The organism is Flavobacterium sp. HSC-61S13, from assembly GCF_024171535.1.
Taxonomy (GTDB): Bacteria; Bacteroidota; Bacteroidia; order Flavobacteriales; family Flavobacteriaceae; genus Flavobacterium.
The window spans coordinates 21,427-34,981 of sequence record NZ_JALJZV010000005.1 but is presented as its reverse complement, the minus strand read 5'-3'; the positions used below and the strand labels follow the sequence as shown (position 1 = coordinate 34,981).

The window sequence follows — 13,555 nt, the reverse complement described above, 5'->3', positions numbered from 1 at the left end:
GCTGATATATAGATATGCAAACGATTTATTGGTTAGGTGATTTCAGGATTATTTTTTAAATAGGCTTTCTTCTTGTAATATAAACCGAGATAACTGCAAAAACCGCAAACGACTATGATAATTAGTAAGGCACCTATAAAGGAATAAGTTTGATCGAGTCTACCTTCTTCAATAATCAAAACTCTAAAGGCTTTTAAGAAATGCGTTAGCGGTATCACATCGGCTAGATATTGCACCCATAACGGCATTTGACTCAGTGGCCAGGTAAAACCACTTAAGATAAAGCTTGGCGTTGCAATAACCATGAGAATTTCTGTCGCTTTTAGTTGGTTCGGAACCATAATACTGACCAGTACTCCGATAAAACTGACCGCAACTACAAATACTCCAGCAACCAGTGTTAAGGCACCGAGGTTTTCGTAAAAAGGTACTCTAAACCAAAAAGTGAACAACCAATACATCAGCCAAACGCCAAAACTCATTATCAGATAAGGAATGATTTTTACGGCTAACATCTTATTGATCGATGGGGCTCTTTTTATTAAATCCCCAAAAGTGCCGTTTTCATATTCGGAGGCAAAGGACAGAGCCAATCCTAGAAGTAGTACCTGTTGCAGTACAGCGGCTAATACACCAGGCCATAAAAAATACATATAATTCGTACTGCGGTTGTTCTTTTTGATAAAGGTCGCCTTAAAAGGTTCATATTGTGTAGCGGCTATAGCAGGCGGCATTCCTTGTTTCATTAAGGTTTGAATTTGAATTCCCGCTTTTAAAGTTCCCAAACACAATTGAACGGCACTTGATGCATAGTTCGCAGTCAATATATTTGCGGTATTGACTATGGTTACTATTTCAGGATATTTCTTTGTGGAAATTTCATTTTGAAACCCCTTTGGTATCACAACCACTGCAGAAGCATCATATTTTATGGTGGCATCAGATAAGCCGCGTTCGTCATGAAGTAGTTGTGCAACATATAAAACCTCATTGTCTTCAAACATCTGTATGGCTTTGGCGCTCATTTCGGTGCGGTCTTCATCGATGACGATGATCGGAATATCCGTTGCTTTTCCCTTTCCATATACATAGCCCAACAGTATACCATACATTAACGGGGCTCCTATAAAGAGTAGGCGGAGAATTTTATTTCCCCAAAACATGCGAAATTCTCGTTTTAAGAGCGAAAAAAAGTTCTTCATGGTTTATAGGGTTAAGGTTACTGTGGTTTTGGTCAGTAATTCATTGGCTTGATTGACGTCTACCGGGATTATTTTTATTTCGAAAAGCGTTTCTTGCATCTCGTAATCTGGATAGGCTGTCGCAATATTAGCATAAGCACCCAATTGTTTGATATTGATGACCTTTGCTTTTATCTGGCTGTTGTTGTACGGAACGTTTACCGTGATTTCTTGCCCTTTTTGTACTTGGTTGAGCTTGCTTTCAGGTATGGTAAATCTGAAATAAACACTATTAGAAAGATAACCGCTAAATAAAGCATAACCCGGTAAGGCCAGTTCACCGACTTTTAAAGAGATATTATCGATACTCATGTCTTGTGGCGCGATGATATAGCGATCATTTTCAGCCGATTGAACTTCCTGTAGTGCTCCTAAGGCACGCTCTTTCTGACCTAATGCCATGGTTTGTTGTTCGATACGCACACCGTGCTGTACATCGGCAATTTCGGCTTGAACGGCTAGTAACTGCGCTTGAGCTCCTTGATATTTAGTAAATGCCTCGTCATAGGTTTGTTGAGAAATCAGGGAGTCCTTAATCATCCCATCCAAACGCTGAATCGATTTCTGTGCAAAATTAAATTGCTCTCGTATCGCTTTCTCTTTGGCGTGTAATTGCTTTAGTTGATTGTCGGTTGCTCCCTTAGTGGCCATTTGATATTGGGCATTCGCAGAGGTTAATGCGCCTTCGGCCTGACTTTTCTTGGCATCAACTTCCGGAGCATCTAAAAACGCCAAAGTATCCCCTTTTTTGACAATGTCTCCTTCGTGTACATATATTTTTAAGATGCGTCCCGGTATTTTACCCACAACAGCAATTTGATCTCTTTCGATCTTTCCTTGATTTAGTTGATTATCTAAGGGTTGCTTACAAGATACCACCAAGGTTAAAATAGCAAATATTGAAAATAGATTTTTCATCTGTAGTATGGTTTAGTTGTTTTTAGAAAGATAATTAGTTAATTGCCCAGTCGTAGTAATGGTCTCTATGGCTGACATACGTTGTTCAATCAAAGTATTGACCTTGTTTAAGGCCGCTTTGTAGATATCATTTTCAGCTTCTAGTCGCTCAGATACCGTTATCAACCCTTGTTGGTATTGCTTGATAGCCATCGTTAGATTGTTGTTTGCAATTTTTTCTTGTTGTTCGGCTATGGCAATTTTTTCCAGTAAAACCTCGTATTTTGAAAAGTTATGATTCAACAGCAGATCCAACTTCTCTTTGGTATCGTCGATTTTAGTTTGCATTTGCGCTATATTGATTTGGGCTTCTTCCACTTTGTGTTTGCGTTCTAAGCCGCTGAAAATCTCCCATTTTAAGGCTACGCCAAACATCCAATTCGGACTGATCGTCAATTCGTTTAACTTCAGGTCAATTTCTTTTTGCACTCCCAAAACAGTGGCGTTAGACGAGGCGTTGATATCGAAAAGACTGGTGTAGGATAGTCCCGCAAAAGCGCCTACAGTAGGTAAAAATGTTCCCTTTTCTTTTTTAAGTAGATAATCCAGTGCCGTTTTAAAAGATTCCAATGCTTTCAATTCTTGTTTTTCACTTGAGCTAAGTCCGGATTCCTGAATTAAATAAGGGGTCAGTTCATAGTGAACGCTTTCAATCTCTTGGTCTGAATAATCCGTTAAATAGCGTATTTTTTGATAGAGTACCTTTCGGTTTCCACGGCTTTCCACTTTTTTGGAGTTGAGCTCTAAGCTGGCGTATTTGATTTTGTCGCGATCATAGGGAATCGCTAATCCCAAAGAAATCGCTTTTTCTACCCGTTGCGTTTCTTTGTCAAGGCGTATTTCGCTCTCTTTAATTAATTTATCGGCTTGATTTAAAAGTGAGATCTGATCAAAACTGCTGATGACTTCTTTGATGATATCATCTTTTTGAGAGGCTAATAGGTACTCAGTTCCTTCAATTTTTTGCTGTAATGCTTTAGCGCCATTGGGAACTTGCATACCCGTGAATAAAGGAACTTTAGCGGTTAGTCCCGCGTGAAAAGCCTGAGCTGAGTTGTCAAAAGAGCTCTTTCCCTCAAATAATTCAGCTCCCCAAAAGGTTGAATACGTAGGTACATCTACGGTTAACCTATTATCTAAATAAGCATACATAGCAGTTCCCTCTACTCGAGGTAGATAAGTGTTTAAAACTCCTTTGCGTTGCAATTCGAGTTTTTTGATGTCGTAATGCTGATTTTTGACAACGGCACTTTTTTCAAGTGCTTTGTCAATAGCTTGTTCCAAACTGTTACTAAGACCTATCTGTGCTTGTGCAGGCACGAACGTTAAAGCCCATAGACAACCGCATAATAAAGTTTTTTTCATCTGTAGATCATATTTGTTTTGGTAATAGGCAGTTGTTACTGGTTTTAAACTATTGCAGTGTTTAATACTTTACCGCTTGGTTTGTCCAAGATTAAATGCCGATTTCATTATTTTTATAAGTAAGAGTTGTTGCGAGCGTTTTTTTAATAGCTAAATGATGACAAACAACTGCGTATTATATCTTTTCAATATTGAGGTAAATCGTTTTTATCGTCTGCTTTAAAAGATTCATCTGGTCGTCACTGAGGTTTGATGTGGCCTTAGCAACGGTTTCATTAACCGCTTGTAAAGTAGGTGCTTCAAAAGATTTTCCCTTTTCAGTTAAAAAAATTAAATTCAATCTGCGATCGTTAGCATCCGCTTGACGCACGATTAAATTATCAACCTCCATTTTGTCGAGCAGTCGCGTCACACTCGGCTTATCGCGGTGAGTTTGATCGGCGAGATGCTGTTGAGAACAACCGTCTTGTTTCCACAATACCGCTAGTATTGACCATTGCTCCTTGCTTAATGTAATGTTCTTGGAGCGAAAATTGTGAACCAAAGCGCGATTCATAGCTAAAACAATTCTACCGGTCAATAAATTGTAAATTTCTTCGTGAGTTAATTTAGTTTCCATAACAACAGTTGTTTAAACAACTACAAAGGTATTTTTAATAATTGACACATCCAAATTTCTTTGATTTTTTATTAAAATTCACTATATTTATAATATATAGATGTTGTAATTGGTATATATCTTATATTTTTAAGTGAAGCTTGTAAATATCAGCCTCCTTTGAATCATTATCCGCATCTTCACAAAGTAGAAAGCTTAGGTCTTTTTTGTTTTTCGAATAAAGCGCTAATCCTTCGAATTTATGTGTTTTACTGATTATTTGGGTTGATTTGACTTTCATCTTTTCCAAGTCAATACTACCGATTAAACTGCCTTTTACGGTTCCGTCTAGGTAAGTGGAGGAGCTGTCTTCTGCGGCGGCTAGAAAATACAATTGCCCGTCAACGACACAGGCATCGGTAAATCCAGCTCGTACTCCATCGATTTTTGGCAATTTGATTGGGTTATAGACGATGTTAAAACTTTCTAGTATATTTTCACCGCTAATCGTAAAGATGCCGTTTTGTTCTTTTGGACCGTTACCGCGATTTAAAAAGTACCATTTATCTTGGTAAAGGCTCACGCCTTCTATATTAAAATTCTCGGAATCTATACCTGAAAAACTCTTCATTGATTCATACAAAACGGTTAAATCATTGATGCTGATGACTTCTTTGCTCTCGCGATTAATTTCGACTAAGGTGTTTCGCATTTCTCCAGAGCCCGATCCAAAAATATAATAATTGATACCGTCTGTGGTCATTGATTCAAAATCGGATTTCCCTACTTTACCGAGGTTTTCTGCCAGTGTACCACTTTCATTTAAGGCAGTTTTACTCAGTTTTTCATTTGGGATTTGATATTCATACAATACATCGGCTGTGTCAGCAATTAAGTGAATCACATCTTGTTGATAACCGATGCCTGATGCGGCACTAATTCCAAAAATTTTTATAAAGAGTTCTAATGTGAATTTTTTCATGGTTTTTTATTATCAATGTTAAATATAAGGTAATTTTTTGGCATAAATAAGCGATTTGGGAATAACTAATCATTATTTTTTTTATACTTTTAAATAAAAAAGATGAAAGAAACCCATTTCACATCCCGCTGTAAAGTTCAGGATAAAATAACACTAAAAGAACTCCCGACTGAAGTAGATTTGGGGATGACCGATGAAAAAGCGATCAAACAACTTGCTAAACTTCGAGAAAAACTCAGTAAATTTCAGGATAAGATGTATGCGCATAACCGTTATAGTGTTTTGATCTGTATACAGGGAATGGATACCTCGGGTAAGGACAGTTTGATTCGCGAGGTTTTTAAGGAATTTAATCCTCGTGGAGTAGTTGTTCAGAGTTTTAAAACTCCCAATTCAGCGGAGTTGGAGCACGACTATCTCTGGCGACATTATATCGCTTTACCCGAAAGAGGTAAGTTTACGGTATTCAACCGGACCCATTACGAAAATGTGTTGGTAACGAGAGTGCATCCAGAATACTTATTAAACGAAAACCTGCCCGGTATTGAAAAGGTAGATGATGTTCCTGCGGATTTTTGGGATAAACGCATGCAGCAAATCAATAATTTTGAACAGCATATTTCTGAAAACGGCATGATTGTTTTTAAGTTTTTCCTGCACCTGAGTAAAGCCGAACAAAAAAAACGATTGTTTCGCCGACTGAATAAAGACGAGCACAATTGGAAGTTTTCTGCGGCGGATTTGAAGGAACGCGAATTATGGGATCAATATGAAGAATATTATGAAGAAGCGATCAATAAAACATCGACAGAAAAAAATCCTTGGTATGTGATACCGTCAGATAACAAAGCTTTATCGCGGTTGATGTTGGCGGGTATATTGTGGGAGGAACTACAGAAATATACCGATATTAAACAAGGAGAACTCGAAGCGGGAATGGAAGAAAATATCGAATTGTATAAAGAGCAGTTGAGGAATGATTAGTTTTCTTTTTTGTTGTAATAATTATTGCTATTAAGATGGAAGGCATAGACAATAAGGTCAAGTTTTTTCTTTATTTTATGATGTTTTTTCCTCTTGTTGGGCTTTTCGGATATGTGTTTTGGGAAAGTATAACCGATGAAAGAACCAGTAGTGAAATCTATCTAAGTTATAAAGTAAAAATAGCTTGTTTCGGGAAAGTCAACTCCATGTATAGAGGAGATCGCCAAGTTTTAGTTTTAAAAACTTCTGACGGTCTTTTTGAAGTACCTTTTGAATGGGAAGATAAGTTCAAATTGGACGATTCTATTTCAAAGAAAAAGGGGACATTGTTGGTATATCACTATCGTAGTGGAACACTGATTGAGATGTTAGATTATAACGAAATAGCAAAAAACATTAAGTATTAATATCGGTGATTGCAACATTTTTTCCTAGCTACCGCACCCAGCGGTTGCGCGAGTATTAAAAATGTTCGGATACGCTACCGAGCGAGTCCTCTTGCGTGGTCTATTTTAAAAACTAAAACGCTCAATTATGTTGAGGGTTTTATGTTTACATAGGCAGTATATCGATAGAAGTAAGTCTTCTGATTGTGTCAAAATAGAATGAGGTTTCTTTGTATATTACATACGTTTTGAGATGGATCTGTTAATATAGATAGCTTTGTCACACGAAAGAATTGACTCTGTCGAATTTCATTTCGTGCAGCAGCAGCGGGGAAACAATACTACAAGGCAAGTATTTGTTGTAAAAACTAAGTATAACTATTGGCATCAAAAAGCATTTAAAAATTTAGGACAATGAGTTTATTAGTGAATTATCTTGAAAAGGTTCAAGAATCGGAAAAATTAACAGGAACTATAAAGGAAGTAATAAGCATACTTCTTGTTGCAATTAATGATTGGCCAACTCCAATAATCAGTTTAGGAGATTATGAAAAAGATGTTTATAAATTAATAGGAGAAGAAGTTAGTAGAAAAACAATGAAGGAATCTATTTCAAACATTGATAACTCCAAAAATGCGTGGGAGGGAGAATCTCTAAGTCAACTTATAGAAATTTTTAATTACTATGAAGAAGAAAAACAATTGAAAGAAATATTGAAAGACATACAAGGAAAAATAGAGAACTAATAGAAACTCCCACTGCTGCGCGAGTATTAAAAATATCGGGCTACGCTACCGCGCGAGTCCTCTCGCGTGGTCTATAATACATACAAAACTCTCCATCACATTGGGGAGTTTTGTGTTTAAAAAGGCAGTTTATCTATAAAAGTATGTGGTTCAACTTTGTCAAAATAGAATAATGTTTCTCGTAATAATACTCCTCTTTTGATGAAAATAGATTAATATAGTTAGTTTTGTCACACTAAAGATTGGCTTATCAAGCGCGATTTTGTGATAAAAAGAAATGGATATGAAAATAAATGAAAAATGTTACTTTATAGCTTGTTTCATACTATTGTTTTGTATGAGTTGTAAAGTTGAAAAAACTAATGAACGTTATTACAATATGGATTTAACGGTAATTTATAACGAATACACAAAATCTTACAAAATAGACACTGAGGGGAATGTGTTGTTGTTAATCAATAAAGTGAACGAAAACGGTAGATTATATGAAAGTTTTTTGGAGCAAGAAGAGTTGGATAGTATTCAGGAAAAACTTTATAAAATAGTGAAGTTAGAATGTGATTCTATTGACGATGATTTTGATGATGGTACACGATACATTATGATTGTACAGAATAAAAACAATAAAAAAAGAATATTTGTTAATAATTCCTGTAAACAGTTTCAAGAATTAGATTCAGTAGTTTTTGCAATTATCAAAAAAGTTCAAATACAGGAAATTGGAGGCTACTTTGAAAGTTTAGAAAAAGCGTGTCCGGTGGTGTTGCGCGAGTATTAAAAATAGGGAGACTATAAATATTAATTTTAAAATGATGAGTAAAGTAGAATTAGGCGATATATTTGAACTTACTACAGAAAAGGGGAATAAGATATATTTTCAATGTGTTGAAGTTCCATTTGACACGAAAAATGAAGTAGAATTAATAAAAGTCTTTTATAATTTGTGGAGTGATACCCCGACCGAATTGAAATCGATTATTAAAAGTGATTACTTTTTTAATCGATTTCCATTAAAATCTGCAGTGAGAAAAAAGATAGTTACTAAGATTGGTAATTATGCATTACCTGAATATTTTGAGGTTCCTAGGTATTATAGAACAATAAATTTTACTGGTGATGCTTGGCAAATAGTTGATTCGAAAACTTTGAAACGTGAAACTGTTTCTAAATTATCTGAAGAGCATAGAAAGCTATCTCCATGGGGAATGATGAATGATACGCTTATAATTGAATTATTGGAACAAGGGTGGAAATTAGAAACTTGGACTTTTGATAGTATGTATTAATGTTCTAAAATTAGTTATAGAATAAAACCCCCCTCGTTGGTGCGCAAGTATTAAAAATGTCCGGATACGCTACCGCGCGAGTCCTCTCGCGTAGTCTATATAAAATAGAAAAACTCTCAATCATGTTGGGAGTTTTGTGTTTAAAAAGGCAGTTTATCGATAGAAGTAAGTCTTCTGGTTTTGTCAAAATAAAATGAGGTTTCTTTGTATATTACATGCGTTTTGAGATAGATGTGTTAATATAGATAGCTTTGCCACATGAAAGGATTGACTCTGTCGAATTTCATTTCGTGCGGCAGCGTGGGATTACATCCGAACTTTAGATAGTTTTAATTCAAACTTTAGTAAAATATTTAAAAGTATAATAGCATGAAATTAGATGTTTTAATATTGTATTTAGCAGTGCTTACATCATGTTCTGATAAAAAACGTGATTGTGAAGTTGATAAAGTAAGTTTAATTCAAGAGTACAGTACAGCGAATAAAACGATAACTCTCAATAAAATAGAACAAGGAGCCTTTGGAGAAAGTATTAACCTTAAAATATGCGACGAGAATAATAGTATAATAGAAGAAATAAATATAAGGGGAGAGGATTCTCAACCTAAATTAGACAGTGTTTTTGGGAAAAATTTGTATATAAGTTATAGGTACCCAAGTTCAATACATGAAGAGGGAGTGATTTTTGAAATTCCTTTTAATAATGTTGTATTAGGAGATGGATTATTTAATAAAGATGTTCTGAAATTTAAATATTTTTTTTCTGGCAGATATGTTAAAGAAATGTAACGTTAATTGCCCCCGCTGATGCTCGAGTATTAAAAATATCCCACTACGCTACCGCGCGAGTCCTCTCGCGTAGTCTATATAAAATAGAAAAACTCTCAATCATGTTGGGAGTTTTGTGTTTAAAAAGGCAGTTTATCGATAAAAGCGGGTCTACTGACTTTGTCAAAATAGAATGAGGTTTCTTCGTATATTACATGCTTTTTGAGATAGATCCGTTAATATAGATTGCTTTGCCACACGAAGGGATTGACTCTGTCGAATTTCATTTCGTGCGGCAGTGGAGGAGCTTCATTAAAAGCGACAGGAGCTCAAAGAGTAATTAATGAACAAAATAAAAAATGATGAGAGATATATTTTTGGCAATAATCTTAGTGGTGGGAGGTATTTTGTTGTTTTTAATGACTCTTAAAGATGAAAAGAATAAAAATAAAACCGTAACAACGAGTTATGTAATGCACTTAAAGGGATATGCTGGAGGAACTGGTCTTTTTCTATTGGGATTGGTAATGTTTTATAGAATTTTGTTTTAGCTGAATTTGATTACCCCCATTGGTGCGCGAGTATTAAAAATGTTCGGATACGCTACCGCGCGAGTCCTCTCGCGTGGTCTATAATACATACAAAACTCTCCATCACATTGGGGAGTTTTGTGTTTAAAAAGGCAGTTTATCGATAGAAGTAAGTCTTCTGGTTTTGTCAAAATAAAATGAGGTTTCTTTGTATATTACATGCGTTTTGAGATAGATGTGTTAATATAGTTAGTTTTGCCACACGAAAGGATTCGTGCGGCAGCGGGGTAGAACACACACATAAAGTTGATGCTGGAGATAAAGTGATTTTGACTAAAAATATTTATGACAATATTAATACCTTGGTTGGTAAAGAGGTTGGCGCTCTACACGGTACATCAACTTTTTTGCAAAGAGTAATTTTTACCTACAACATTCGGGGATGGCTGACACAAATAAATGATGTCGATAATAGTCAGTTAGTAAATCCCAATTTGTTTTCCTTAAAGCTTAATTATAATAAATTTGGAACAGACAACAGTGTGCCGGGAAGTAATCCGACACCTACGGACGAAATTAAGCCATTGTTTAATGGTAATATTAGGCAACAAATTTGGCGTACCGCCAAAAGCAATATTAAAAGCGTTTATAAATATGATTACGACGATTTAAATCGATTAAAAAATGCCACTTTTCAGTATCCAGGTATGATTACGGGGATGGCTAATGCCTATAATGAAAAGTTGACCTACGATAAAAATGGGAATATAATAACCTTAAAACGCAACGGTGCACCGGTATTAAATAACGTTATAGAAATTGATGACTTGCAGTACTCCTATGAAGGCAATCAATTGCAAACTGTTACCGATGCAACTGCTAATGCCGCTGGCTTTAGAAAGGGGAGTCACAGTGGAATCGATTATACCTATGACGGTTTTGGAAATATGATTACCGACAAAAACAAAGGGATTACCGACATCAAATACAACCACCTAAATTTACCTACAGAAATCACCATCACTGGTGGAAAAATTAATTATATTTACAATGCTGTAGGGGCTAAAGTGCAAAAGATCGTTACTCCAACTAGTGGTGTTAGTACCACTACAGATTATCTGGGAGGTTTTCAGTATGAAAACGGTCAATTGCAGTTTTTTCCAACTGCAGAGGGTTATTACAATGCGCAAACCAATAAATACGTTTATCAGTACAAAGATCATCTCGGAAACGTTCGATTGAGTTACTCGGATACCAATGGCGATGGATTAGTGTCTCAGGACGAGGTTTTAAGTGAAAATAACTATTATCCATTTGGACTGCAACATCAAGGAGACAATGCCGCAGTTGCGCAATCGGCAAATAAAGCCGCGGAGCAGTATAAGTACAACGGCAAGGAGTTCCAAGACGAGCTGGGGCTTGGGTTATATGATTACGGTGCTCGGAATTATGATGCGGCACTAGGGAGATGGATGAACGTGGATCCCTTAGCGGAGGTTTCGAGAAGGTTCAGTCCATATACATATGTCCTAAATAACCCTGTCAGATTTATTGATCCTGATGGAATGATGGCAGTTGAGAATGATGACATTATAATTCGGGGAAAAAATCTTTCTACAGGCGAATTGAAACCTATTGTTGTCGTTAAAACTGAATTAATAGATGTGATGATTGACACTCAAATACCGATTATTCCTACTCATGATCCAATAACAAATAGAGAAAATGAATTCAAGCCAATAGAAATAAATGGAATAGATAAGCAAATCCAAATATTTGAAACTATTTTGGGAAAAGCAGATGCTATTTCAATTAGTTTAGGAGGGAGTATTGTTGCAGGAGGAGGTATTAGTGGAAATACTAGTATGGTGGCTTTTTTGACAGGGAAAGATGCCGAGGGAATTTTTCAGTATAGTACTGATGGGCCTTCTCCATCTCTAGGAATTTCTATTGGTGGAGGTGTTGAAATAGGAGCAATTTTTGCTTCGCCGACAGAGAAAAATAAATTTAACCGAAATAGTGTAACTGGATATTCCATAAATCTTTCAGGGGGGTATGGACCTATTAATGGTTCACTTAGTATGGGAGTCAAAAATATGTTTGATTGGACACCAACAATGTATGGTGTTTCACTAGGTACTGGTTATTCTTCTTTTAAGGCTGGAGCAAGTGCTTCAATTACAAGTACAATCCTCCAATCTACTCTTAAAAACCCTAAAAAATAATATCATGAAAAACGTAATATATATATATATAATAATTTGCTTATATTCTTGTGCAGAGCGGAATTCAAAAGCATCAAAAATAGAAGTCACAAAAGTTGATGAGATTGAGATTATTAATAAAGTTGATTGTAGTTATGATAAACTGAGTAAAGGAAACATAGTAATAAAGGATACGAAACAAATTGAAGAAATAATTAATACGTTTAGCTACATGGAACCAATATTAGATAGGGGTGCCGTGAATCTGAAAGTAAGTTATGGTTTTTTTGATGTGATTTTTAGTGAAGGACAAAAGCATCATTTTTACACAATAAACTATACAGTTTATGATGGTGTTATTATATGGAGCAATGACGGTGGAAGATTATACAAGAATGATCGATTAGAAGTAGCAGTTTATAGGCAGTTTGTAAAATGAAATTGGTACTAAGTAATATGGTAATTTCCCCGCTATCGCGTGAGTCCGCTCGCGTGGTCTATATTAAATACACAAACTCTCAATAATATTGGGAGTTTTGTGTTTACAAAGGCAGTTTATCGATAAAAGCATGAGTTTCAAAATTGTCAAAATAGAATTAGGTTTCTTTGTATATTACTTGCGTTTTATGAGAGGAATATTAGTATGTTGAATTTTGCCACACGAAAGGATCCGTGCGGCAACGGGGAAAACACGTCAAAACGATAGAAAAAGCTATTGATGGTGCTAAGTCGGCTGATAACGCAAAAGCATTATTAAAGCAAGGAAGATCTGGTAAACAAGAACGATTAGCTGAGTTAATGACTGAGCCTAAGCTTGGTAAATCTGATAAGGGGTGGTTAAAGCAAGAGAAAAATCAAATTGATAGAGGAAAAAGAACATCTATGAGGAATCGTCCTGGTAGAGATCTAGCTCATGAAAGAGGTCGAGAAGCAGCTAAAGGATATTCCTATAAACATTCTAATTTACAGAATAGGAAGGATCATAGAAATCAGCACAAATATGATAACAACGGAAAGAGAAATAAAGAAAGACCTATACAATAAATATAAATTATGCATACAAAAGAAATAGAAGCTGTATCATCTTTACAGCCTTTTGAAAGATATAAATATTTTATAAAAAAGATTGCCGATAGTGAGCTGGTTTATACACTTGTAGACACTAACAATAGATATATTACTTCTACGGTTGATAATCAAGAGTTATTTCCGATGTGGTCATCTAAAGAGTTTGTGAATTTATGTAAGACTAGTGGATGGGAGTCGTTCCTTATAAAGGAACTAAATTTTGATGATTTAGAAAATGAAATATTTGATATAATAGCTAACTCTAATTATCTGATAAATGTATTTCCTGTATACGATAGGACAGGTTTTGTAGTAAATTTAGATGAATTTGCAAATGATTTGAAGGAAGAATTAGAGAATTATTCATAGTTAAACCCCCGCTGGTGCGCGAGTATTAAAAATGTCTGGATACGCTACCACGCCAGTCCTCTCGCGTAGT

Annotated in this window: 16 protein-coding genes; 11 read left to right on the top strand and 5 right to left on the bottom strand. The window is 35.6% G+C overall.

What is annotated here, in order from left to right; genetic code table 11:
• Window positions 1-32: 32 nt before the first annotated feature.
• The 5 genes from L1275_RS06290 to L1275_RS06270 form a co-directional block, all read right to left on the bottom strand.
• Window positions 33-1,202 (bottom strand): ABC transporter permease, encoded by a 1,170-nt coding sequence (locus tag L1275_RS06290; RefSeq protein ID WP_253470947.1) that lies wholly within the window; start codon window positions 1,200-1,202, stop codon window positions 33-35.
• A gap of 3 nt (window positions 1,203-1,205) precedes the next feature.
• On the bottom strand, window positions 1,206-2,159 hold the full coding sequence (locus tag L1275_RS06285) for an HlyD family secretion protein (RefSeq protein WP_253470945.1): 954 nt from the start codon (window positions 2,157-2,159) through the stop codon (window positions 1,206-1,208).
• 12 nt (window positions 2,160-2,171) lie between these two features.
• Window positions 2,172-3,563, bottom strand: a complete 1,392-nt coding sequence (locus L1275_RS06280) for a TolC family protein (protein WP_253470943.1) — start codon at window positions 3,561-3,563, stop codon at window positions 2,172-2,174.
• A 175-nt stretch (window positions 3,564-3,738) separates the two neighbouring features.
• On the bottom strand, window positions 3,739-4,182 hold the full coding sequence (locus tag L1275_RS06275; RefSeq protein ID WP_253470941.1) for a MarR family winged helix-turn-helix transcriptional regulator: 444 nt from the start codon (window positions 4,180-4,182) through the stop codon (window positions 3,739-3,741).
• A 121-nt stretch (window positions 4,183-4,303) separates the two neighbouring features.
• The gene (locus L1275_RS06270) at window positions 4,304-5,143 is read right to left on the bottom strand and encodes a hypothetical protein (protein WP_253470939.1); all 840 of its coding nucleotides are present in this window, start codon (window positions 5,141-5,143) and stop codon (window positions 4,304-4,306) included.
• A 102-nt stretch (window positions 5,144-5,245) separates the two neighbouring features.
• Here L1275_RS06270 and L1275_RS06265 point away from each other — a divergent pair, with 102 nt between their 5' ends.
• The 11 genes from L1275_RS06265 (at window position 5,246) to L1275_RS06215 (ending at window position 13,485) form a co-directional block, all read left to right on the top strand.
• Window positions 5,246-6,127 (top strand): PPK2 family polyphosphate kinase, encoded by an 882-nt coding sequence (locus L1275_RS06265; RefSeq protein ID WP_253470937.1) that lies wholly within the window; start codon window positions 5,246-5,248, stop codon window positions 6,125-6,127.
• 35 nt (window positions 6,128-6,162) lie between these two features.
• Window positions 6,163-6,534 carry a hypothetical protein gene (locus L1275_RS06260; protein WP_253470935.1) on the top strand — a complete coding sequence of 124 codons (372 nt, stop codon included), beginning with the start codon at window positions 6,163-6,165 and terminating at the stop codon, window positions 6,532-6,534.
• Between the two features lie 393 nt (window positions 6,535-6,927).
• Window positions 6,928-7,260, top strand: coding sequence for a hypothetical protein (locus L1275_RS06255; RefSeq protein ID WP_253470933.1), 333 nt, complete (start codon window positions 6,928-6,930; stop codon window positions 7,258-7,260).
• Window positions 7,261-7,597: 337 nt separating this feature from the next.
• Window positions 7,598-8,038 carry a hypothetical protein gene (locus L1275_RS06250; RefSeq protein WP_253470931.1) on the top strand — a complete coding sequence of 147 codons (441 nt, stop codon included), beginning with the start codon at window positions 7,598-7,600 and terminating at the stop codon, window positions 8,036-8,038.
• A gap of 34 nt (window positions 8,039-8,072) precedes the next feature.
• A complete protein-coding gene (locus L1275_RS06245; protein ID WP_253470929.1) occupies window positions 8,073-8,546 on the top strand; it encodes a hypothetical protein in 474 nt (157 codons plus the stop codon).
• 369 nt (window positions 8,547-8,915) lie between these two features.
• On the top strand, window positions 8,916-9,335 hold the full coding sequence (locus L1275_RS06240; RefSeq protein WP_253470927.1) for a hypothetical protein: 420 nt from the start codon (window positions 8,916-8,918) through the stop codon (window positions 9,333-9,335).
• Window positions 9,336-9,673: 338 nt separating this feature from the next.
• Window positions 9,674-9,865 (top strand): hypothetical protein, encoded by a 192-nt coding sequence (locus tag L1275_RS06235; protein ID WP_253470925.1) that lies wholly within the window; start codon window positions 9,674-9,676, stop codon window positions 9,863-9,865.
• Between the two features lie 308 nt (window positions 9,866-10,173).
• Window positions 10,174-12,069 carry an RHS repeat domain-containing protein gene (locus tag L1275_RS06230; RefSeq protein ID WP_253470923.1) on the top strand — a complete coding sequence of 632 codons (1,896 nt, stop codon included), beginning with the start codon at window positions 10,174-10,176 and terminating at the stop codon, window positions 12,067-12,069.
• Window positions 12,070-12,073: 4 nt separating this feature from the next.
• Entirely contained in the window at window positions 12,074-12,487 is a 414-nt protein-coding gene (locus L1275_RS06225) for a hypothetical protein (RefSeq protein WP_253470921.1), read from the top strand.
• A 233-nt stretch (window positions 12,488-12,720) separates the two neighbouring features.
• On the top strand, window positions 12,721-13,092 hold the full coding sequence (locus L1275_RS06220; RefSeq protein WP_253470919.1) for a polymorphic toxin type 8 domain-containing protein: 372 nt from the start codon (window positions 12,721-12,723) through the stop codon (window positions 13,090-13,092).
• 9 nt (window positions 13,093-13,101) lie between these two features.
• Window positions 13,102-13,485: a DUF2750 domain-containing protein gene (locus L1275_RS06215; protein ID WP_253470917.1), complete on the top strand. Its 384-nt coding sequence runs from the start codon at window positions 13,102-13,104 to the stop codon at window positions 13,483-13,485.
• Window positions 13,486-13,555 lie beyond the last annotated feature (70 nt).